This is a genomic window from Geodermatophilus sp. SYSU D00867, from assembly GCF_054050315.1.
In genome coordinates this window covers 153,748-175,233 of sequence record NZ_JBJGZC010000003.1, presented here as the reverse complement: position 1 = coordinate 175,233, position 21,486 = coordinate 153,748, and the positions used below count along the sequence as shown (strand labels likewise).

Genomic DNA, 21,486 nt, shown 5'->3' with positions numbered 1-21,486 from the left:
GACCCAATCGTCGCCCTCCGGGCGGCGGTCGGCAGCGCGGCGACCTCCCCGACGCAGAGGAGACGTGGGCACCTTGGCGCAGCCGCCGGAAACCGCAGGCAGCAGCACCCGGCACCAGGACCGATCGCCCACCGCCCGGCTCGAGATGACCGGGATCAGCGTCGCCTTCGGCGGCGTGAAGGCCCTCACCGACGTGTCGCTGACCGTCGAGCCGGGTCAGGTGCACGGGCTCATCGGCCCCAACGGCGCCGGCAAGACGACGATGTTCAACGTGGCCTGCGGGCTGGTCCGCCCGACCGAGGGCCGGATCGTCTGGCGCGGCCAGGAGCTGCGGCGGCTGCGGCCGAACCAGCTCGCGAAGCTCGGCATCGCGCGCACCCTGCAGGGCGTGGGCCTGTTCCCCGGCCTGACGGTGCTCGAGAACGTGATGGTCGGCGCGCACAAGCACGCCCGCGCCGGCTTCTTCTCCGCGCTGTTCGCGATCCCGACCGCCGACAAGGACGACGCCCGGCTGCGCGAGCGGGCCACGGCCGCGCTCGGCGAGCTGGACGCCGCGGACTACGCCGGCCGCTACCCCGGCAGCCTCCCGTACCCGGTGCAGAAGCGGGTCGCGCTGGCCCGCGCGCTGGTCTCCGCGCCCGAGCTGCTGCTGCTCGACGAGCCGGCCTCCGGCCTCAGCGAGGACGAGATGCACGAGCTGGGCGAGCTCATCCAGCACCTGAGCGGCCGGATGAGCGTCCTGCTGGTCGAGCACCACATGGACCTGGTCATGCGGGTGTGCGACCAGATCACCGTCCTGGACTCCGGCCAGCTGATCGCCGCCGGCACCCCGGAGCAGGTGCAGAACGACCCGGCGGTCACCGAGGCCTACCTCGGCGACGCCGTCGACGACACGATCGACGCCAGCGAGCTGGCCGCGACCGACGGGGGGACGACCCGTGGCTGAGGCGCACGGCAGCACGGCGGCGGGCACCGCCGGGAGCACCGCCGGGACCGGCCTGACCAAGGGCGCGACGGCCCCCGCCGGCGGCACGGCGACCGCCACTGCCGTCCTCGACGTGGAGGGCCTGTCGGCCTCCTACGGCCCGGTCAAGGCGCTCGACGGCGTGACCCTGCGCGCCGAGCAGGGCCGGATCACCGCGGTGCTCGGGGCCAACGGCGCGGGCAAGACGACGCTGCTGCGCACCATCAGCGGCCTGGTCCGGCCCACCGCCGGCCGGGTGGCCCTCAACGGCGAGGACGTCACCCGTGCCCCGGTCGAGGCGATGGTCACCAAGGGCATGGCGCACGTGCCCGAGGGCCGCGGCGTCATCGCCGAGCTCACCGTCGACGAGAACCTGCGGGTCGGCTCGCTGTTCCGCGGCAAGGTCGCGCAGGACGAGTTCGACCGCGTCTACGACCTCTTCCCGCGGATCCGGGAGCGGCGCAACCAGACGGCGCACACGCTGTCCGGCGGCGAGCGGCAGATGCTCGTCATCGGCCGCGCGCTGCTGGCCCGGCCGAAGGTCCTGCTGCTCGACGAGCCGTCCCTGGGCCTGGCCCCGCGGATCGTGGCGCAGATCTTCGGCCTGGTCCGCCACCTGGTCGACACCGAGGGCCTCTCGGTGCTGCTGGTCGAGCAGAACGCGCGCAGCGCGCTGTCGGTGGCCGACACCGGCGTCGTGCTGAACCTGGGCCGGGTCGTGGTCACCGACGACGCCGCCCGGCTCGCCGGCGACGAGGACCTCCGGCACGCCTACCTCGGCTTCTAGACCCCGCTCCCCCGCAGCACCAGGAAGGCAGCCACGTGCGAGAGTTCGTCAACCTCACCCTCGGCGGGGTGATCAACGGAGCGGTCTACGCGGCGTTCGCCCTGGCCCTCGTGCTCATCTGGCGGTCCACCCGGATCGTCAACTTCGCGCAGGGCGCGATGGCCGCGCTCACCACCTTCATCGCCCTCGCCCTCATCGAGAACGGCCAGTCCTACTGGGTCGGTCTGGTGGTCGCCCTGCTGGCCGGCCTGCTCATCGGCGCGGTCGTCGAGCGGGTCGTCATCCGCCCGGTCGAGGGCGGGCCGGAGCTCAACGCGGTCATCGTCACCCTCGGTCTGTTCATCGCGATCCAGGCGCTGATCTCGGTCCTGTTCGGCGTCAACCAGCGGGCCTTCGTCCCGCCGTTCTCGAACATCGGCTTCACCGTCGGGGACTCGAACCTGGCGCTGAGCCCCAACACCGTGTTCACCCTCCTCGCGGTGCTGGTGGTCATGGCCGGCCTGACCGCCCTGTTCCGGTTCACCCGCGTCGGCCTGGCCATGCGCGCCTCGGCGTTCGGCCAGGAGGTCGCCCGGCTGCTCGGCGTGCGGGTCGGCCGGATGCTCACCCTCGGCTGGGCGCTGGCCGCCGTCGTCGGCTCGCTGGCCGGGATGCTCATCGCCGCCGAGACCGCCTTCGTCACCCCGACGTTCATGGACTCGCTGATCGTGTTCGGCTTCGTCGCCGCGGTGCTCGGCGGGCTGGACTCGCCGGTCGGCGCCGTCGTCGGCGGGCTGCTGCTCGGCCTCCTGCTGAGCTACGTCCGCGGCTACGTCGCCGACGAGCTGGTCGGCCTGGCCGCCCTGGTGGTCCTCGTGATCGTCCTGCTCGTCCGGCCCGGCGGCCTCTTCTCGACCACCCAGACCCGGAGGGCGTGAGCGGCATGAGCGACCTGCAGACCCCCGCATCCCCGCCGCAGGCCGGCGCCGCGTCCTCCGACGCGCCGTCGCTGGCCACGGCCGCGGCCGACGCGAGCTCGGCCCAGGCCACCGGCGGCCGCACGTTCCTGCCGCGGAACACGCTGCTGCGGCACCTGGTCGTGCTCGTCATCGGCGCCGTCCTCGCGGTGCTGCTGCTCGAGTCCACCGACCTCGGCTTCAACGCCCAGATCGGCTACGTGGCCTTCTACGCCATCGCCGCCGGCGGGCTGACGGTGCTGACCGGCCTCAACGGGCAGATCTCGCTCGGCCACGGCGCGCTCATGGCCGTCGGCGGCTACACCACCGCCCTGCTGCTCGACGCCGAGGAGCCGCTGCCGCTGGCCGTGGTCTTCCTGATCGCGGTGGCGCTCACCTCGATCGTCGGCGCGATCGTCGGCGTGGCCGCGGCCCGCCTGCACGGCCCCTACCTGGCCGGCGCGACGCTCGCGCTCGCCGTCGGCCTGCCCGGCCTGGCGCTGTACTTCTCCGACACCCTCGGCGGCGAGCAGGGCCTGACGGTCTCCACCCCGGACCGGCCGGACTGGTTCGTCGAGACGATCCGCACCCTGTCGGGCAACTCGGCCTCGGGCGTGAAGTGGATCGCCTACATCGCGGTCGCCTGCCTGCTGCTCACCTACTTCCTGCTGGCGAACCTCATGCGCAGCCGGGTCGGGCGCACCTGGCGCGCGGTCCGCGACCAGGAGGTCGCCGCCGAGCTGGCCGGCATCAACCTGGGCGCCTGGCGGGTGACGGCGTTCGTCGTCAGCGCCGCGGCCGCGGGCCTGGCCGGCGCGGTGCTCGCCCTCGTCGTCCGGCTCACCGCGCCGACGGCGTTCACGATCGTCCTGTCGCTGTCCCTGCTGACCGCGATCGTCATCGGCGGTCTGGGCAGCCTCTTCGGCGCGCTGATCGGCTCGGCGCTGCTGGTCTTCCTGCCGCGGTACCTGCGGGACCTCGGGGAGTCCTTCGACATGGACGCCGCCCAGGCCGCCGAGATCTCCTACGTCGTCTACGGCGTGATCCTCGTGCTGGTCATGCTCTTCGCCCCCGCGGGGCTGGTCGGGTCCGTCCGGCTGGCCTGGATGAAGCAGCGCGCGCGGCGCACCGCCGCCCGCGCCAGGGGGTGAGGAGCCGGGACCCGACGGCTGTCCCCCACCCCGGCCAGCGGCCGCATCTCAGCTTCCCCACCCCCCACCAGACCCCCGGGCGAAGGCGCCCGGGTCCCTCCAGAGGAGAACCCTTGACACGATCCTCACGACGCCTCGTCAGCTTCGTGGCCGCGGCGACCGTCGCCACCACCCTGGCCGCCTGTGGCGGCGGGGACTCCGGTGGTGGCGGCGGCGGTGGCGGCAGCGAGGAGAACGAGGCCTCGGACGTCGGCATCACCGAGGACTCGATCAAGCTGGGTGCGCACTACCCGCTCACCGGTGTCGCGGCGCCCGGCTACAGCGAGATCCCGACCGGCGTCCAGGCGTACTTCGACTACGTCAACGCCAACGGCGGGGTCAACGGCCGGCAGATCGAGTTCGTCTACCGGGACGACGCGTACAACCCGACCAACACCAGCCAGGTCGTGAACCAGCTCGTCCTCGAGGACGAGGTGTTCGCGCTCATGTCGGGTCTGGGCACGCCGACCCACAACGCGGTCACCGACTTCCTCAACAGCGAGGGCGTGCCCGACCTGTTCGTGTCGTCGGGCTCGCGGCTGTGGGACGACGTCGAGGAGAAGCCGTACACCTTCGGCTGGCAGCCCGACTACGAGATCGAGGCCAAGATCATCGGCCAGTACGTGGCCGAGAACTTCCCCGACGCCAAGGTGGGCCTGTTCCTGCAGGCCGACGACCTCGGCGAGGACGGCGCCGCCGGTGCCCGCCGGTACCTCGAGGACCAGATCGTCGCCGAGGAGACCTACGTCCCCGGCAACACCGACGTCCGTCCGCAGATCTCGGCCCTCCAGGCCGCCGGCGCGGACCTCGTCCTGGGCTTCAACGTGCCCAGCTACACCGCGCTCTCGCAGCTGACCGCGCTGCAGCTGGGCTACCGGCCGCAGTGGTTCTACTCGAACATCGGCTCGGACCCGCAGCTGGTCGGCTCGCTGCTGGCCCGCTTCTCCGAGGGCCAGGTCAGCGACGCCAGCCTGCTCGACGGCGTCCTGACCACCGAGTACATCCCGACGGTCGACCAGCCGGACAACCCCTGGATCCAGCTGTTCCAGCGGGTCTGGGACGAGTCCGGCCAGGAGGGCGAGCTCACCAACTACCGGGTCTACGGCATGTCGCAGGCCTACACGATGGTGCAGGCCCTGCAGTCCGCCGGCCAGAACCCGACGCGTGACGACCTCGTCGCCGCCGTCGAGCAGGCCGGCTCCGAGTGGGAGGGCCCGGGCTTCGCGCCCTTCCGCTACTCGGAGGACCGCCACGCCGGCTACAGCGGCATGTCGGTCAGCCGGATCGTCGGCGAGGGCTCGGAGGACCTGACCCCCGTGCTCGTCACCGACAACGGCGACGCCGAGATCGAGGAGTACGACGGCCAGGCCGCCACTCCGCCGGAGAACGGCATCCCGGACGAGGAGCCCGTCAACTAGGACTCCCCGCACGGCGACGGGCCGTCGACCCCCACCGGGGTCGGCGGCCCGTTCGCCGTCCCGGGTGACCTCCGCGAGAACACTCAGCTCCCGAAGTGTCGGCAGTTGATCTCCGGGTAGGGCTCTGCGCAGGCCCCCGTCCGGGGCACGACGGCGAGACGAGGAGCACGGCATGGTGCACGCGGCGCGGACGATCCGGCGGGCGGTGGTGACCGGCGGGGCCGGGTTCCTCGGCTCCCACCTGTGCGAGCACCTGCTCGACCGCGACGTCGAGGTGGTGTGCCTCGACAACTTCCTCACCGGCTCGCCCGAGAACGTCGTCCACCTGATGGAGCACCCCGGCTTCCGCCTGGTCCGCTGCGACGTCACCGACTTCGTGCACGTCCCCGGACCCGTCGACCTCGTGCTGCACTTCGCCTCGCCGGCCAGCCCCCTGGACTACCTGCGGATGCCGATCGAGACGCTCAAGGTCGGCAGCCTGGGCACCCTGCACACCCTGGGCCTGGCCCACGAGAAGGGCGCCCGCTACGTGCTGGCCTCCACCTCGGAGGTCTACGGCGACCCGCTGGTGCACCCCCAGCCCGAGGAGTACTGGGGCAACGTCAACCCGGTGGGTCCGCGCGGCGTCTACGACGAGGCCAAGCGCTTCAGCGAGGCGATGACCACCGCCTACCGCACGTCCAAGGGCACCGACACCGCCATCGTGCGGATCTTCAACACCTACGGCCCCCGCATGCGCCCCGACGACGGCCGGGCCATCCCCGCCTTCGTCGGCCAGGCGCTGGCCGGGCGGCCGCTGACCGTGGCCGGCGACGGCTCGCAGACCCGCTCGATCTGCTACGTCGACGACACCGTCCGCGGCATCCTCGCCCTCGCCTGCTCCGACCAGCCCGGCCCGGTGAACGTCGGCAACCCCGACGAGCTGTCGATGCTGCGGCTGGCCCAGTGGATCATCGAGCTCACCGGGTCGTCGTCGGGGATCGAGTACGTCGACCTGCCCGTCGACGACCCGAAGGTCCGCCGGCCCGACACCCGCCGCGCCGAGGAGCTGCTCGGCTGGCGGCCCACGGTCCCCTCCGAGGAGGGTCTGCGCCGCACGGTGGCCTGGTTCGCCGAGCAGCGGGAGGCCGCCGCGCTGCGCGCCGGCTGAGCCCGGCGGGTGTCCTGGGCCACTTCTCCGGTGGCACCTCTCCTCGGTGTCCTGGTTCACGTTTACATTGGGACCGGCGGCTAGGGGGCACGCCGAGGAACCGGACACTGACGGAGAGCAACCCATGGGCCGCCACGCCGACACCACCTCTGCGCGCCGCGTGCAGCGCCCGGCCCCGATCGCCCTGGTCGTGGCCCTCCTCGTGGTGGCCCTCGTGGCCGGCGGCGTGGTGTGGTGGCTGGCCGGCTCGGGCAGCAGCGACGGGTGCGGGACCACCCGCACCGTCCGGGTGACCGTCGCCCCGGAGCTGGGCGACGTCGCCCAGGACCTCCTCGCCGAGCCGCAGGACCTCGGCGGCGGCGCCTGCGCGGCGGCCGAGGTCGCCGCCCAGGAGCCGCTGCAGACCGTCGGCGACCTCTCCGCCCTCGAGGGCTCCGCGCTGCCCCAGGTCTGGGTGCCCGACAGCTCGCTGTGGACCGTGCGCGCCGGTGACGCGCCGCTCGACCCGTCGGGCTCCATGGCCACCTCGCCGGTCGTGCTGGGCACCAGCCGGGCCGCCGCCGACGCGCTCGGCTGGAGCGAGCAGGCGCCGCAGTGGAGCGAGGCCCTGTCCGGCGCCCGCCCGGTCGCCGTCCCGGACCTCGCCGCCAGCGCCGAGGGCGTCGCCGCGCTGGCCGCCGTCCGCACGTCGCTGGGGGGCGGCGACGCGGCGGACAACGCCGTCGTCCAGGCGGTGCTGGCCGCCCGCCGCGGGCCGGCCGTCAGCCCCGCCGACGCGCTGGCCACGGCGCAGTCCGGCGACCCCGGGTCCCCGCTGGTGCCGGTGAGCGAGCAGGAGGTCATCAGCGTCAACCGCGGCTCCGAGGACCCCCAGCTGGTCGCCGTGTACCCGGCCGAGGGCTCGCCCGAGCTGGACTACCCGGTGCTGCGGGTCGGCTCCCCCGGTGACGACGACCGGGCCGCCGTGGACGCCGTCGTCCGGGCGCTGACGTCGGAGTCCGCGCGCACCGCCGTCCTCGCCGCCGGCTTCCGCGACGCGGACGGGACAGCACCGACCGACCCCGGGGCCGGCGTGCGGGAGCAGGCGCCCGAGGTGCTGCCGGTCGACGCCGAGCAGGTGCAGGGCCTGCTGGCCGAGCTCGCCCGGCTCGCCGCGCCGTCGCGGCTGCTCACCGTCATCGACGTGTCCCAGTCGATGGAGGCCCCCGCCGGGAACGGCACCCGCGCCACGCTCGCCCGGGACGCCGCCAAGAGCGCGCTGACCCTCATCCCCGGCACCTCGTCGATCGGGCTGTGGGTGTTCGCCTACCAGCTGCAGGGCGAGCAGGACTGGGTGGAGCTCGCGCCCATCCGCACCCTCGACGAGGAGGTCGACGGCGGCACGCAGCGCGACGCGCTCGACGAGCAGCTCGACACCCTCCCCGGGCGGCTGTCCCCCGGCGGCACCGGCCTGTTCGACACCGCGCTGGCCGCCGTCCGCGCCGCGCGCGAGCAGTACGACCCCAACGCGGTGAGCAGCGTCGTCCTCGTCACCGACGGCACCAACGAGGACTCGTCGGGCATCGCGCTGGACGAGCTGGTGCAGACGCTGCAGGACGAGGCCGACCCGCAGCGGCCGGTGAAGGTCATCGGCGTCGCGCTCGGCCCGGACGCCGACGTCGCGGCCCTCGAGCAGATCGCGCAGGCCACCGGCGGCGCCGCCTACTCCGCCGTCGACCCCAACGACCTGCAGGGCGTGCTCTTCGACGCGCTGCGTCAGAGGTAGGGGCCCAACCGCTCCAGCGCGGCGGTGACCTCCGGGACGCTGATCCGCGCGAGTGCCGGGTCCAGCTCGGTGGCCCACGGGTCGCCGGTGCCGTCGCCGTGCCAGAGGACGACGTGCTGCTCGCGCGGGGGCGGGCCCCACAGCGCCGGTGACACCGGGCCGAACAGCACCACCGACGGCCGGCGGTAGGCGGTGGCCAGGTGCGCGACGCCGGTGTCGCCGCTGAGCACCACCCGCGCCGCGGCGACCGTGGCGGCCAGCTCCAGGGTGGAGGTGCGCCCGGCGAGCACCGCGTCGTCGGACAGCCCCGCCCCGTGCGCCACGGCGCAGGCCAGCTCGCGCTCGGCCGGGCCGCCGGTGACGCGGACGTCGTGCCCGGCGTCGGCCAGCCACCGGGCGACGGCGGCGAAGCGCTCCGGCGGCCAGCGCCGACCGGGGAACGCCGCGCCGGGGTGGACGAGCGCCGCGCCGGGCACCGCGGGGGGCGCGTCCGGGAGGGCGAGGTCGAGCGCGTCGGGGTCCGCGGCCACGCCCAGGCCCTCGGACACCAGCCGGCACCAGCGCCGGACCTCGTGCTCGTCGGGGTACCAGGCCGGGCCCGGGTAGCCGGGACTGGCGAAGGTCAGCAGCCGCCGCGGGTGCAGGTCGGCGACGACGACGTGCGAGGCCGGTCCCTTCCCGTGCAGGTCGACGGCGAGCTCCGGCGGCGGCCCCGGCCAGTCCAGCGGCTCGAGCTCGCGGGCGGGCAGCACCTCGTCGACGGCGTCGACCAGCCCGGCCAGCGGCGCGAGCGCGGTCGTCGTCGCCAGGACCAGCCGGTGACCGGGCACGGCCGCCCGCACGGCCCGGATCGCCGGGACCCCGGTGAGCAGGTCACCGAGCCCCAGCGGCCGCAGGACGACGGCCACAGGACTGCTGGCACGGCTCCCTCGCGGGGGCCCGCCGCGAGCTCGCGAGCGGTGGGGGGCGAGGGGGTCCTCCATCACACGCGGGAGCGCTCGACCAGGGCGGTGGTCGAGTGGCCGTCCAGGTAGGGCAGGACGACGGCCTGGCCGCCCCACTGCCGCAGCACCGCGGCCTCGGGCAGGTCGGCGCCGGCGTAGTCGCCGCCCTTGGCCCAGACGTCGGGCCGCAGCCGGTCGAGCACCTCCGCCGGGGTGTCCTCGTCGAACACCACGACGGCGTCGACGAACTCCAGCGCCTCGAGCACCCGCGCGCGGTCGGCGGCGGTCACCAGCGGCCGCGAGGGGCCCTTGAGCCGGCGCACCGAGTCGTCGGAGTTGATGCACACGACCAGGCAGTCACCGAGCCCGCGGGCGGCGCGCAGCGTGGCCACGTGCCCGGCGTGCAGCAGGTCGAAGCAGCCGCCGGTGGCCACCACGGTGCCGCCGGCGGCGCGCACGCGGGCGAGCAGGGCGGACACGTCGTCCTCGGCGGCCACGTCCGGCTCGGGCACCGCGGCGGCGTCCCACGCCCCGCTCCAGTTGCCGGCCCCGCCCGCGGCGACGAACCGGCCGGCGAAGGCGACCGCCGCGGCCACCGCCTCGCCGGTCACCGCGCCGTCGGCGAGGGCCAGCGCCGCGGCGGCGGCGAAGGAGTCGCCGGCGCCGCAGGGGTCGCCGCCGGTCACCGGCACGGCGGGCACGACCATCGGCGCGCCCTCGCCGTAGGACAGCAGCGCGCCGCGCGCGCCGAGGGTCACCGCGACCGCGCCCACGCCCCAGTGCCGGATCAGCGCCTCGGCCCGCGCCCCGACGGCGGCCAGGCCGTCGCCGTCGGCGGGCACGTCCACGGCCACGCGGGCGGCCTCGGAGCCGTTGGGCGTGACCAGCCGGACCGACGGCACCGGGTCGGCGCCCCGCGGGTGCGGGTCCCACACGACCGGCCCGCCGGCCTCGGCCAGCAGCGCCCGGACGGCGGGGTCGGCGGTGGTGCCCCGCCCGTAGTCGGCCACCAGCACCGCGGCGGCGTCGCGGACGGCCGCGCGCGCCTCCTCGGGCAGCTCGCCGAGGGTGACGGTGGGCGCGCCGCTGTCCAGCCGCACGACGGAGTGGTCGCCCACGCGCACCCGCCGCTTGACCGCGGTGCCGCCGGTGGCCGGGACGGCGACCAGCCGCACCCGCCCGGCCAGCAGCGCGCGCAGCCGGGCCGCGCCGTCGTCGTCGGCGAGGGGGGCGACCAGCACGACCTCGCGGTTCGTCGCCTGGGCGGCGATCACCGCGGCCAGCGCGGCGCCGCCGGGGCGCTCGCGGGTCTCCAGGTCCTCGACCACCGGCACCGGCGCGTCGGGGGTGAGCCGGGACGCGGTGCCGACCAGGTCGACGTCGAGCAGCGCGTCGCCGACGACCACCAGCGGCTTCACCTGGCGATCCCGAGGCGGGTCTGCGGCACGCGGGCGGGCTCGGCCAGCACCGCGGCGTCGAAGGCGGCGCACAGCAGGTGCAGCGCGACCAGGTGGCACTCCTGCACGGTCGCCGTCCACGGGGAGTCGATGCAGACCGCCTCGTCCGACGCCGCGGCCAGCGGGTTCGGCGCGGGACCGGTGATCGACAGGACGGTGATGCCGCACTCGCGGGCCCGGCGGGCGGCGGCGACGGCGTTGGGGCTGCGCCCGGAGGTGGACAGCAGCACCAGGACGTCGCCCGCCCGCCCGTGCGCCTCGACCTGGCGGGCGAACAGCTCGTCGGCCGGGTAGTCGTTGGCGATCGCGGTGAGCGAGGAGGTCTCCGCGGTCAGGCAGATCGCCGAGAACGGCGGCCGGTCGGCGCGGTAGCGGCCCACCAGCTCGGCGGTGAGGTGCTGCGCCTGCGCGGCGCTGCCCCCGTTGCCGGCCGCCAGCAGCCGCCCGCGGGACTCCCCGCACAGCACGTCGGCCAGCAGCCGGCCCCAGCGGTCGAGGGTGTCGACCGAGGCGTCGAGGCTGCGCACGGCCGCCTGCAGCGACGCGACGTGGTCGCGGCCGGTGAGGTGCGTGCAGGAGTCGGGCGAGACGACCTCGCCGGCAGTGCTCTCGTGGGCATGGTGGGGAGCGACACTCACGCGGCGACCTCCAGGGGCGCTCATCGGACGGCCTCGACGGGACGCCGGGTGGACAGGACCTGCCGGTAGACGGCCTCGGTGTCGGCGGCCACGCGGGCCCACCGGTAGCGGGCGCGGGCGCGCCGGACCCCGGCCGCGCCGTAGGCGGCGCGGCGAGCGTCGTCGGCCAGGAGCGCGGCGAGCACCTCGCCGAGCCGGGCCGGGTCGCGGGGCGGCACGAGGTCGCCGGTGACGCCGTCGGCGACGGAGTCCTGCAGCCCGCCGACGGCGGTGGCGACCACCGGGCGGCCGCAGGCCATCGCCTCCAGCGGGGTGATGCCGAACGGCTCGTACCAGGGCACGGCCAGGACGACGTCGGCCGAGCGCACCCAGGCGGGCACGTCGGCGCGGGCGACCGACCCGGCGAAGCACACCCGGTCGGCCACGCCGACCTCCGCGGCGACGGCGCGCAGCCGGCGCACCTCGGGGTCGGCGTCCACCGCGTCGGCCGGCGGGCCGCCGACGACGACCAGCTCGGCGTCCGGGACGGCGGCCAGCGCGCGGACGGCGTCCTCCTGGCCCTTGCGCTCCACCAGCCGGCCGAGCACGAGCAGCCGCGGCCGGCCCGAGCGCGGCGCCACCGGGCCGCGCGGGGTGAACACGGCGGTGTCGACGCCGCACGGGACGATCGACACGCGGTCGCGCGACAGGCCCAGCCGGCGCAGCTCGAACACCTCGTCGCTGCAGGTGGCCACCACGTGGTCGACCGCCGCGCACAGGTCCCGCTCGAGCTCGATCCGCCCGGCCGGGGAGGTGTCGGCGTCGCCCTGGTGGCGGCGCTTGACCGAGCCGAGGGCGTGGAAGGTCTGCAGCACCGGCACCGGCGTGAGCAGGCTCCCGGCGGCCTCGACGGCGGCCAGCCCGCTCATCCAGAAGTGGGCGTGGACGACGTCGGGCGGCCGCACGCCCCAGCGGGCCCGCAGCGCGGCGGCCAGCTCCGGCACGTGGCCGAGCAGGTCGTCCTTCGGCAGCGCCCGCGCCGGCCCCGCGGTGAGGTGGCTGACCGCGTAGCCGTCGGCGGTGGGCACCTCGTCGGGCAGGTCCGGGTCGTCGCGGCGGGTGTGCACGGTGACCTCGTGGCCGCGCGCGGCCAGGCCCGCGGCCAGGGCGGCGACGTGCACGTTCTGGCCGCCGGCGTCCACGCCGCCGATGGCCGCCAGCGGCGAGGCGTGCTCGCTGACCAGGTCGATGCGCAGCGGTGCGCCGGTGCCCCGGTGCGTCCTCATCGGGTGACCTCCTCCAGCAGGGTGTCCCAGTCGGAGAGGAACCGGGGAAGCCCGTACCGCTCCAGCGCGGCGGCGCGCGCCGCCTTGCCGGCCAGCCGGGCGGCGTCCTCGTCGTGCAGGTAGGTGCGGACCGCGTCCCACAGCACCTCGGGCCGGGTGGACAGCACGCCGGCGCCCTGGGGCACCGCCTCCACCACCTCGGTGGCCGCCAGCGCGACCACCGGCATGCCCAGGTGCATCGCCTCGAGCAGGGAGAGCCCGAGGGAGGTCCAGCGGACGGGGTGCACGTAGACCCGGCGGCGGGCCAGCTCGGCGTGCATGGCGGCCTGCGGCGGGTCGTCGTGCAGGGCCACCCGGCCGGGGTCCAGGCCGTACCGCTCGTGCAGGCCGGACAGGCCCATCCCGAACACGTCGACCGGCGCGGCGGCGGCCAGCCCGGGCAGCAGGTCGGCGCCCACCGTGCGGCCGCGGCGCACCGGCTCGTTGGTGACGACGGCGGCGCGGGCCAGCTCGCCGGTCCAGCGCTCGCCGGGGTCGACGATGCCGTGCTCGACGACCGTCGTCGGGGCGCGGCCGTTGTCGTAGAAGAGCCGGTTGAAGTGGGTGACGTGCGCGATCGGGACGTCGTCGCGGTCGGCCAGCGGGTGCCGGGTGTACGGCACCGGCGCGGCGCCCTCCTCCAGCCCGGGGGCGTTGTGCTCGAGGAACACCGCCGGCAGGTCCCGGCCGGGCTCGCGGCCCAGCCACTCGCGGACCAGCTCCAGGTCCCGCACCCGCTGCAGCACGACGACGTCGACGTGCTCGTCGCGCAACTGCTCCGGCGTCACCTCGCGGGCCGACGCCGGCCAGTCCCAGGTGCGCGCGCGGCCGAGCCCGTCGGGACCCCGGTCGGGGGTCACCGGGAGCAGGTACTCGTGCGGGCCCTGGACGAACGCCGTCGTCCAGGAGCCGTGCACGTGCCAGACCAGGACCCTCATGCGGCGATCACCTTCTCGACGGCGGCGACGACGTCGGCGGCGCTCACCGACGAGAGGCAGGGGTGGCCGGGGACCGGGCACACGCGGGCCCGGGTGTCCCGGCAGGGCGCGTCCTGGTCGCCGAGCAGCACGGTCGGGACGCCGTAGGGCGCCCAGCGGACGGCCGGCACGACCGGGCTGAACAGCGAGACGACCGGGGTGCCGACGGCGGCGGCCAGGTGCGCGGGGCCGGTGTTGCCGACGACGACGGCCGCGGCGCCGTCGAGCAGCGCGGCCATCTCCGGCAGGCTCGTGGCCCCGCCGAGGTCGGTGCCGCGGGTGCCGGCGACCGAGGCGGTGAGCGCCCGCTCCCCCGGCCCGCCGGTGACCAGCACGCGGTGGCCCGCGTCGGCGAGCGCCTCGACCGCCTCGGCGCAGCGCTCGGCGGGCCAGGCGCGGGCGGGCACCGAGGCGCCGGGGTGCAGGACCACGTAGCCCGGCTCGTGACCGACGGCCGGGAGCGGGCGGCGGACGGCGAGCCGGCCGTCGTCGCCGTCGGGGAGGTCGAAGCCGGCCGCCCGGCCGAGCGAGAGCGCGCGCTCGGGCTCCGGCAGGTCCACCTCGTCGTCCTGGCCGACCCGGTGCCGGACGTCGAGCAGCGACCCGGGGTAGTCGACGCTGGTGGCCGAGATCCGCGGGACGCCGGCGGCGCGCAGCAGCAGCGCCAGCGGCAGCGGGGACTGGTGGAACGAGGTGCTGACGACCGCCTCGTCGGGGGCGAGCGCGCGCACCCGGTCGGTGAGCGCGGCCAGGTCGGCGGCGTCGACCGGCGGCGGGTCGCCGAGGATCCACGGGCAGGCCCAGGTCCAGACCTCGTCGACACCGGGCAGCAGCGCGGCGGCCTCGGCGCCGGCCGGGCCGGCGAGGAACACGACGCGCTCGGCGGACGCGGCCACGGCGCGGACCAGCGGCCCCTGCAGGAGGACGTCGCCGGCGTTGTCGAGCCGGGCGACGAGGACGGTGCCCCGGCGGGGCCTCACCACCGGCCGGCCAGGACGTCGTCGACCGCGGCGGTCAGCGAGGCGGCCACGCGCGGCGCGGCGTCGACCTCCTGCCGCCGGGTCACCGGTGTGGGCACCAGGACGCCGCCGGCGCCGGCGGCCGCGGCGGCCTCGACGTCGGCGCCGATGTCCCCGATCACGACGGTCCGCGCCGGGTCGACGTCGAGCTCGGCGCAGGCGGCCTTGACCATCCCCGGTGCCGGCTTGCGGCAGTCGCAGCCGTCCTCGGGGCCGTGCGGGCAGACCTGCAGCGTGTCGAAGGGGCCCAGCAGCTCGGCCAGCCGCGCCATGCAGGCGTCCACCTGGCCGCGGGTGATGATCCCGCGGGCGACGCCGGACTGGTTGCTGACGACCCCCACCCGGACGCCGCGGGAGCGCAGGGCGTCGAGGGCCTCGCGGGCGCCGTCGACCGGGCGGACCCAGTCGGGGTCGCCGTTGTAGGGGAAGTCGTGCACCAGCGTGCCGTCGCGGTCGAACAGCACCAGGTCGGGCAGCCCGCGCCACGGCGCCACGCGGCGGTGCCGCACCGCGCCGCGCAGGAAGTGCCAGGTGGCCAGCGGCGGGATGGCCGCGCTGGTGAGCGCCATGGTGGTCACCTCGGCCCGGTCCCGCGGGCCCGGCGCGATGCGGGCCCACGCGAACTCGGCGGTGCCGGCGGCCCAGGCCAGCGCCGCGGCCGCGGCGGCGCGGGGACGGCGGGCGGCGGCCAGGCCGAGCGCGGCGAGCCCGGCGGCGGTGACGGCGAGGTGCCGCGGACGGCGGCCGACCGCGGCGTCGGCGCGCTCGCGCCAGCCCGGGCCGTGCAGCCGGCGCATGAGGACGTCGTCGGCGTTGCCGGCCTGCACGCGCACGCTCACCCACCGGTCGGTGGGCCGGACCGGGTGGGTGATCCGGCGCTGCCCGCGCACCAGCCGGCTGCCGGTGTCCATGACGCGCAGCGCCAGGTCGGAGTCCTCGCGGAAGGCGCGGGGGAAGCGCTCGTCGAACCCGCCGACGGCGGCCAGCGCGGCGCGGCGGTAGGCGAGGTCGGCGGTGATCCAGGAGCTGGTGGCCAGGCCGGCGGTGCCGCGCTCCCAGTCGGTGGGCCGGCGGTCCTCCGGCAGCGGCACCCGCACCCGGCCCTGGCTGCCGGCGACGTCGGCGGGCAGGTCGGCGAGGTCCCGGGCCAGCCGCTCGTACCAGTCGGGGTCCGGGACGACGTCGTCGTCGAGGAAGGCGATCCACTCCGTGCGGGCGGTGCGCCAGCCGAGGTTGCGCGCGCGGGCCGGCCCGCCGCCGCCGGTGCGGACGACGCGGACCGGCGGGAGGCCGGGCCGGTCGACGGCCAGCGGGGACCCGGCGGGGCGGTCGTCGACGACGACCAGCTCGGCCGGGCGGGGGCCGGGCATGGCGGCCAGCGCGTCGAGCAGCACGTCGAGCGAGGGCCGGCCGATGGTCGGCACGACGACGGTGCAGCTCACGGACATGATCGCGCCCTGCCCGGGCGCGACCACCCGCAAACACTACGGGCTTGAAGTTCCCCCGGACGACGTCGTTCCGGCCGGGGGACGGGAGGGTCCTCAGCTCATCGGCGGATGCGGGTGGCGGCGGAGACCCGGGCCAGCGCGTCGGTGACGACCGCGGCGTCGTCACCCAGGAGGGTGAGCAGGTGCGCGACGAGCTCGTCGTGGGTGACCGCGGCGGCGCGGACGCGCTCGCGGCCCGCCTCGGTGAGCCGCGCGTGCAGCAGCCGCCGGTCCCCCGGCCGCCGCTCGCGCACGACCAGCCCCTGCTCGACCAGCCGGCCGACGGTGCTCGTGACCCCGGCGCGGGACAGCCCGAGGGCCTCGGCGACCTCGCCCATCGTGGCGCGCTCGCCCGGCGCCTCGGCGATCCGCCGCAGCGCCTCGAAGCCGGTGAGGGACAGGTCGTGCTCGCGGTGCAGCGCGGAGTCGACCCGGTGGGTGATCCGGTCGTGCACCTGCACGATCCGCAGCCAGGTCTCCGCGGCGCCCGGCGCGGCTCCGGCGAGTGCCGCGGGGTCGGCCGGGATCCCGGTCGTCAGCACGTCGTCGGGGGTCACCGCACCATCGTCGCCCAGGTCCGCGTCAGGCGCTCCCGGTCGGGTCCGCGGGGTGCCGCCGGCCCGCGGCCAGCACCAGCCCCGCGGCGGTGGTGACCAGCGCCAGGCCGGCCGCCACCAGCGGCAGCGGCAGCGGGTCGGGGTCGACCGGCCCCTGCGCCGCGGCGACGCGCAGGTCCACCGCGGCGGTGCGCGCGCTGTCGGCGCCGACCACCTCGAGCGTCGTCGGCCCGGGGACCCCGCCGTCGGGGATGCGGACGGCCACCTCGACCGTGCCGTCCGGCGCGGCCACCGCGGTCCCGAGCACCGTGCCGTCGGGGCCGCTGACCGTGACCTGCTCCCCCGCGCCGAAGCCCGCCGCGCTCAGCACGACCTCGCCGCCGGCGGCCACCTGCTCGGCCGAGGCCGACACCGAGGCGCCGGCGTCCGGGCCGTCGGCGGGAGCTCCCGGGGCGGTCTCCGGAGCGGGCAGGCCGGGCACCGGCATCGGCACGGCCTCGCCCGCCGGGGCACCGGGCTCCGGGACGGGGGTCGGCATCGGGGCCGGCGGGACCTCCGCGGGCGGCGGCGCGGTGATCGCGGCGCAGTCCTCCTCGGCCGGGCGGGTGAAGGAGAAGCCGTCGAGCTCGTCGGTGTACGCCGTCCCCGAGCCGTCGAGCGCGGCGTACTCCAGCCGGCTGTCGATCGTCTCGCCCCAGTCGACGTCACCGGTCCGCAGCACCACCGTCTCGCCGGGGGCGAGCTCGGCGGAGTCCTCGCCGTCCGGGCTGCGCGTGGTGGCCAGCGTGACCGCGTAGGCCACGGTCCCCGCCGTCACCTCGACCGCGACCCCGCCGGGGCGGCAGCTCGGCCCGTGGGTGACGCGCGCGTCGGGCCGGGCCGGGTCGTCGGCGGCCAGCGCGGGGCCGGCCAGCGCCACCCAGCCGGCCAGGAGGCCGGACACGGCGAACAGGAGAGAGGGCCCCGTCGGCACGACGGGGCGGGGCGTGTGCCTCGGCACGGACCCGACCGGCACGTTTCCCCCTCGAGCGGTCGTGCACGCCGCGGCACCGGTGGTTCCGGTGGCGGCGCTCCCCCATCATGCGGTCCGTGGACGCCCGCTGACGACGGGCCGACGGCGCGTCGCGGCGAACGGCCCGGCGTGTCGGGACCGCGGGGGCCGCGAGGGCCGGGCGGGGCCGGTGAGCCGGATCACTACGGTGGCCCCGTGGACTCAGCAGCCGGGACCGGTCGCCGCCGCCAGAACGAGGTCTACCGCGCCGGGGTGTACGGGCGCTCGCCGCTCGTCCCCACCACCGCGGAGCCCCTGCAGCGCCGGGCGCGGGCGCGGCTGACCGCCCGGGCCTACGCCTACGTGGCCGGCGGCGCCGGGGAGGAGCACACGCAGCGGGCCAACCGCGCCGCCTTCGACCGGTGGGCCGTCGTCCCCCGGGTGCTGCGCGACGTGAGCGACCGCGACACCTCCGTGGAGCTGCTCGGGCGGCGGATCCCCGCGCCGGTGCTGCTCGGCCCGGTCGGGGCGCTGGAGCTGGTGCACCGGGAGGCCGACCTCGCGGTGGCCCGCGCCGCGGCGTCCCTCGGGGTGCCGTTCGTCTTCTCCAACCAGGCGTCGGTGCCCATGGAGACGTGCGCGCAGGCCATGGGCGACGCGCCCCGCTGGTTCCAGCTGTACTGGTCGACCTCCGACGAGCTGGTCGAGAGCCTGGTCGGCCGGGCCGAGGCCGCGGGCTGCGAGGCGCTGGTGGTCACCCTCGACACCACGATGCTCGGCTGGCGCCCGCGCGACCTCGACCTCGGGCACCTGCCGTTCGCGCTCGGCAAGGGGATCGCCCAGTACACCTCCGACCCGGCGTTCCGGCGGCTGGTCGAGGCCCGCGTCGCCGCGGCCGGCGACGCCGCCCCCGCGCAGGCGGGCGAGGCCGCCGGGCGCGACCGCCAGCCCCGGCCCACGCTCGCCGCGGTGCTGGCGATGGTCGGGATGGCCCGCGCCTGGCCCGGCCCGCTCCGGCAGAACCTCCGCTCGCCGCTGCCGCGGGCCGCCGTCGAGACGTTCCTGGCCACCTACTCCCGGCCCTCGATCACCTGGGCCGACCTCGCCTGGCTGCGGGCCCGCACCCGGCTGCCGATCCTGCTCAAGGGGGTCCTGCACCCCGACGACGCCCGGCGGGCGCTGGACGAGGGCGTCGACGGCGTGGTGGTGAGCACCCACGGCGGCCGGCAGGTGGACCGCTCGATCTCCGCGCTGGACGCGCTGCCCGACGTCGTCGCGGCGGTCGGCGACCGCGCGCCGGTGCTGCTCGACAGCGGCGTCCGCAGCGGCGCCGACGTGCTGGTCGCCGTCGCCCTCGGCGCGCGGGCGGTGCTGCTCGGCCGGCCCTACGCCTGGGGCCTGGGGCTGGCCGGGGAGGCCGGCGTGCGGCAGGTCGTCTCCGACGTCCTCGGCGAGTTCGACCTGACGCTCGGCCTCACCGGTCACACCTCGGTCGCCGAGCTGGGCCCGGAGGTGCTCCGCCGGGTGGGCTGAACTCGCCGCCCCCGTGCCGAGGCGGGAGGGTGGGCGCGGTCGACCCGCCGTCGAGGAGGTCCGCGTGAGTGCTCCCTCCGTGCGCTCCCAGCTGTTCCGCCGCAAGCCGGTCGCGCTCATGGTCGAGGAGACCGGCGCCGGCGACCCCGAGGGCGGGGCGCTGGCCCGCCGCATCGGCGTCGGCCAGCTCATGGGGCTGGGCATCGGCGCCACGATCGGCACCGGGATCTTCTTCGTGATGAGCACGGCCGTGCCCGAGGCCGGCCCCGCCGTCGTCGTGTCGTTCGTCCTGGCGGCGATCACCGCCGGGTTCACCGCGCTCTGCTACGCGGAGCTGGCCTCCACCATCCCGGTCGCGGGCTCGTCGTACTCCTACGCGTACGCGACGCTCGGCGAGGTCGTCGCCTACGTCGTCGGCTGGTGCCTGGTGCTGGAGTACGCGGTCAGCTCGGCGGCGGTGTCGGTGGGCTGGAGCGAGTACCTCAACGAGCTGCTCGACGACCTGCTGGGCGTGCGCATCCCCGACGCGCTGGCCTTCGCCCCCGGCGCGGGTGGCGCGGTCAACCTCCCGGCCATCGTGCTGGTGACCCTGTGCGCGCTGCTGCTGGTCCGCGGGGCCAGCGAGTCCGCGCGGGCCAACGCCGTCATGGTCGTGCTCAAGGTCTGCGTCCTGCTGTTCTTCGCCGCCGTCGCGTTCACCGCCTTCGACGCCGGCAACCTCGCGCCCTTCGCCCCGCTCGGCGTGGCCGGGATCAGCGCCGCGGCGTCGTCGATCTTCTTCAGCTTCATCGGCCTGGACGCCGTCTCCACCGCCGGCGAGGAGGTGCGCGACCCGCGCCGGACGCTGCCGCGGGCGATCGTCGGCGCCCTCGTCGTGGTGACGGCGGTGTACCTGCTGGTCGCCGTCGCCGCGGTCGGCGCCCAGGCCGCCGGCGCCTTCGAGGGGCAGGAGGCCGGGCTCGCGGTGATCCTCGAGGACGTCACCGGGTCGCGCTGGCCCGCGGTCGTCCTGGCCGCCGGGGCGGTCGTCTCGATCTTCTCGGTGACGCTGGTGACCATGTACGGCCAGACGCGGATCCTGTTCGCGATGAGCCGGGACGGCATGATCCCGTCGCTGTTCAGCCGGGTCGACCGCCGCACGCTGACCCCGGTGCGCGGCACGGTCGCCGTCGCGCTGTTCGTCGGCCTGCTGGCCGGGTTCGTCCCGCTGGACTTCCTCGTCGACCTCACCAGCATGGGCACGCTGGTCGCCTTCACCGTGGTGTCGATCGGGGTGGTCGTGCTGCGCCGCACGCAGCCGGACCTGCCGCGCGGCTTCCGCGTGCCCGGCTTCCCGGTGGTGCCGCTGCTGTCGGTGCTCTTCTGCCTCTACCTGATCTGGGGGCTGCCCGGCGTCACGTGGGCGCTGTTCGCCGGCTGGCTGGCGATCGCCGCGGTCGTCTACGTCACCTACGCCCGCACCCACTCGGCGCTGCGGACGCCCCGGTGACCCTCGTCGTCGGCCACCCCGCCGACCTCGAGGACGGCGGCGCGGCCCACCTCCGGCTGGCCGCGACGCTCGCCCGCACGGGCGGGGACGACGTCGTGGTGGCCACGGTGGTCCCGCGCGGCTTCCCCGACCCGCGGGTGGACCACGAGTACCGGACGTGGGTCGCCGACGTCGTCCGCTCCCGCCAGGGCCGGGCGGCGCACGACCTGCGGGAGGCCGGGGTGGCCGAGGTGCGCACCGTCGCCCTCGAGGCGCCGTCGGTGCCGGCCGGGCTGGTCACCGTGGTCGGGCAGGTCGGCGGGACGCTGCTGGTCCTGGGCCGGGAGGGCGCGGTGCCCGAGCACCTGCTGCGCTCCTCCCCCGTGCCGCTGGCGCTGGCCGCGCGGGCGGGCGCGCCGGGGCCGCGCGTGACGCGGCTGACCTGCGCGTGGGCCGGCACCGACCGCTCCCGCGCCGCGCTGGCCTGGGCGCAGCGCACCGCGGCCGCGTGGGAGGTGCCGCTGCGCCTGGTCACCTTCGCGCCCGAGCGCGACCCGCTGCTGCCCTCGGAGACCGGCCTGCACGTCGAGCGCGAGGTGGCCTCCGCGTGGGCCCGGCAGGCGCGGGAGGAGCTGGACCGGGTGGCCGCCGGCCTGCCCGGCCCGCCGGGGACCGCGGTGGCGCGGGGCCCGGGGTGGCCCGGTGCGGTGTCCGCCGCGGGGTGGTCCGACGGCGACCTGCTGGTCGTGGGCTCGTCCCGGCTGGGTCCGCTGGCCCGGGTGTTCCTCGGCTCGACGGCGACCCGCATCGTGCGCGCGGCGCCGGTCCCGGTGGTCGTGGTCCCGCGCGGCACGGAGGGTTGAGGGACACGCCCGGGCGGGGTTGACGCCTCCTGTGATGCG

At 76.7% G+C, this 21,486-nt stretch carries 19 protein-coding genes; 10 read left to right on the top strand and 9 right to left on the bottom strand.

The annotated features are described in order from the left end of the window. The first annotated feature begins 145 nt into the window (after positions 1–145). The 7 genes from ACI8AK_RS04340 to ACI8AK_RS04310 all read left to right on the top strand — a co-directional run bounded on the left by ACI8AK_RS04340 (position 146) and on the right by ACI8AK_RS04310 (position 8,209). Positions 146–946: an ABC transporter ATP-binding protein gene (locus tag ACI8AK_RS04340; RefSeq protein WP_456955201.1), complete on the top strand. Its 801-nt coding sequence runs from the start codon at positions 146–148 to the stop codon at positions 944–946. Next, positions 939–1,751, top strand: coding sequence for an ABC transporter ATP-binding protein (locus tag ACI8AK_RS04335; protein ID WP_387988440.1), 813 nt, complete (start codon positions 939–941; stop codon positions 1,749–1,751). The genes ACI8AK_RS04340 and ACI8AK_RS04335 overlap by 8 nt, the downstream gene beginning before the upstream one ends. 35 nt (positions 1,752–1,786) lie before the next feature. Beyond that, a complete protein-coding gene (locus tag ACI8AK_RS04330; RefSeq protein WP_387988441.1) occupies positions 1,787–2,668 on the top strand; it encodes a branched-chain amino acid ABC transporter permease in 882 nt (293 codons plus the stop codon). A gap of 5 nt (positions 2,669–2,673) precedes the next feature. Beyond that, positions 2,674–3,837, top strand: a complete 1,164-nt coding sequence (locus ACI8AK_RS04325) for a branched-chain amino acid ABC transporter permease (protein ID WP_456901627.1) — start codon at positions 2,674–2,676, stop codon at positions 3,835–3,837. Positions 3,838–3,950: 113 nt separating this feature from the next. After that, positions 3,951–5,294, top strand: coding sequence for an ABC transporter substrate-binding protein (locus tag ACI8AK_RS04320; protein WP_387988443.1), 1,344 nt, complete (start codon positions 3,951–3,953; stop codon positions 5,292–5,294). 172 nt (positions 5,295–5,466) lie between these two features. Further along, on the top strand, positions 5,467–6,444 hold the full coding sequence (locus ACI8AK_RS04315; RefSeq protein WP_387988444.1) for a UDP-glucuronic acid decarboxylase family protein: 978 nt from the start codon (positions 5,467–5,469) through the stop codon (positions 6,442–6,444). Positions 6,445–6,568: 124 nt separating this feature from the next. Then, entirely contained in the window at positions 6,569–8,209 is a 1,641-nt protein-coding gene (locus ACI8AK_RS04310; protein WP_456955200.1) for a VWA domain-containing protein, read from the top strand. On the opposite strand, the gene ACI8AK_RS04305 is transcribed toward ACI8AK_RS04310, so the two are convergent. From ACI8AK_RS04305 to ACI8AK_RS04265, 9 genes are all read right to left on the bottom strand, one after another. Next, the gene (locus ACI8AK_RS04305) at positions 8,200–9,117 is read right to left on the bottom strand and encodes a glycosyltransferase family 9 protein (RefSeq protein ID WP_456955199.1); all 918 of its coding nucleotides are present in this window, start codon (positions 9,115–9,117) and stop codon (positions 8,200–8,202) included. The two genes, ACI8AK_RS04310 and ACI8AK_RS04305, sit on opposite strands and share 10 nt — an antisense overlap. 74 nt (positions 9,118–9,191) lie before the next feature. After that, a complete protein-coding gene (rfaE2, locus tag ACI8AK_RS04300; RefSeq protein WP_387988447.1) occupies positions 9,192–10,571 on the bottom strand; it encodes a D-glycero-beta-D-manno-heptose 1-phosphate adenylyltransferase in 1,380 nt (459 codons plus the stop codon). Beyond that, positions 10,568–11,248, bottom strand: coding sequence for a D-sedoheptulose-7-phosphate isomerase (locus ACI8AK_RS04295; protein ID WP_387988448.1), 681 nt, complete (start codon positions 11,246–11,248; stop codon positions 10,568–10,570). The genes rfaE2 and ACI8AK_RS04295 overlap by 4 nt, the downstream gene beginning before the upstream one ends. Before the next feature lie 20 nt (positions 11,249–11,268). Next, a complete protein-coding gene (locus ACI8AK_RS04290) occupies positions 11,269–12,513 on the bottom strand; it encodes a glycosyltransferase (protein WP_387988449.1) in 1,245 nt (414 codons plus the stop codon). Further along, the gene (locus ACI8AK_RS04285) at positions 12,510–13,490 is read right to left on the bottom strand and encodes a glycosyltransferase (protein ID WP_387988450.1); all 981 of its coding nucleotides are present in this window, start codon (positions 13,488–13,490) and stop codon (positions 12,510–12,512) included. Before ACI8AK_RS04285 ends, ACI8AK_RS04290 begins: the two co-directional genes overlap by 4 nt. Continuing rightward, the gene (locus tag ACI8AK_RS04280) at positions 13,487–14,509 is read right to left on the bottom strand and encodes a glycosyltransferase family 9 protein (protein ID WP_456955198.1); all 1,023 of its coding nucleotides are present in this window, start codon (positions 14,507–14,509) and stop codon (positions 13,487–13,489) included. Before ACI8AK_RS04280 ends, ACI8AK_RS04285 begins: the two co-directional genes overlap by 4 nt. Beyond that, on the bottom strand, positions 14,506–16,023 hold the full coding sequence (locus tag ACI8AK_RS04275; RefSeq protein WP_456955197.1) for an HAD-IIIA family hydrolase: 1,518 nt from the start codon (positions 16,021–16,023) through the stop codon (positions 14,506–14,508). The genes ACI8AK_RS04280 and ACI8AK_RS04275 overlap by 4 nt, the downstream gene beginning before the upstream one ends. Before the next feature lie 71 nt (positions 16,024–16,094). Next, a complete protein-coding gene (locus ACI8AK_RS04270) occupies positions 16,095–16,592 on the bottom strand; it encodes a MarR family winged helix-turn-helix transcriptional regulator (protein WP_456951132.1) in 498 nt (165 codons plus the stop codon). 25 nt (positions 16,593–16,617) lie between these two features. Next, on the bottom strand, positions 16,618–17,535 hold the full coding sequence (locus tag ACI8AK_RS04265; protein ID WP_456955196.1) for a hypothetical protein: 918 nt from the start codon (positions 17,533–17,535) through the stop codon (positions 16,618–16,620). A 264-nt stretch (positions 17,536–17,799) separates the two neighbouring features. On the opposite strand from ACI8AK_RS04265, the gene ACI8AK_RS04260 reads away from it, so the two are divergent. The 3 genes from ACI8AK_RS04260 (at position 17,800) to ACI8AK_RS04250 (ending at position 21,447) form a co-directional block, all read left to right on the top strand. Further along, on the top strand, positions 17,800–19,116 hold the full coding sequence (locus ACI8AK_RS04260) for an alpha-hydroxy-acid oxidizing protein (RefSeq protein ID WP_456955195.1): 1,317 nt from the start codon (positions 17,800–17,802) through the stop codon (positions 19,114–19,116). 64 nt (positions 19,117–19,180) lie between these two features. Beyond that, positions 19,181–20,605 (top strand): amino acid permease, encoded by a 1,425-nt coding sequence (locus ACI8AK_RS04255; RefSeq protein ID WP_387988456.1) that lies wholly within the window; start codon positions 19,181–19,183, stop codon positions 20,603–20,605. Then, entirely contained in the window at positions 20,602–21,447 is an 846-nt protein-coding gene (locus tag ACI8AK_RS04250; RefSeq protein WP_387988457.1) for a universal stress protein, read from the top strand. The genes ACI8AK_RS04255 and ACI8AK_RS04250 overlap by 4 nt, the downstream gene beginning before the upstream one ends. The last annotated feature ends 39 nt before the right edge of the window (positions 21,448–21,486 follow it).

What these genes read in the sequence shown, in the direction of transcription:
- ACI8AK_RS04340 (WP_456955201.1), top strand. Translation starts at nt 146, where the DNA reads ATGACCGGGATCAGCGTCGCCTTCGGCGGCGTGAAGGCCCTCACCGAC.
- ACI8AK_RS04285 (WP_387988450.1), bottom strand. Translation starts at nt 13,490, where the DNA reads ATGAGGGTCCTGGTCTGGCACGTGCACGGCTCCTGGACGACGGCGTTC.
- ACI8AK_RS04315 (WP_387988444.1), top strand. Translation starts at nt 5,467, where the DNA reads ATGGTGCACGCGGCGCGGACGATCCGGCGGGCGGTGGTGACCGGCGGG.
- ACI8AK_RS04325 (WP_456901627.1), top strand. Translation starts at nt 2,674, where the DNA reads ATGAGCGACCTGCAGACCCCCGCATCCCCGCCGCAGGCCGGCGCCGCG.
- ACI8AK_RS04310 (WP_456955200.1), top strand. Translation starts at nt 6,569, where the DNA reads ATGGGCCGCCACGCCGACACCACCTCTGCGCGCCGCGTGCAGCGCCCG.
- ACI8AK_RS04290 (WP_387988449.1), bottom strand. Translation starts at nt 12,513, where the DNA reads ATGAGGACGCACCGGGGCACCGGCGCACCGCTGCGCATCGACCTGGTC.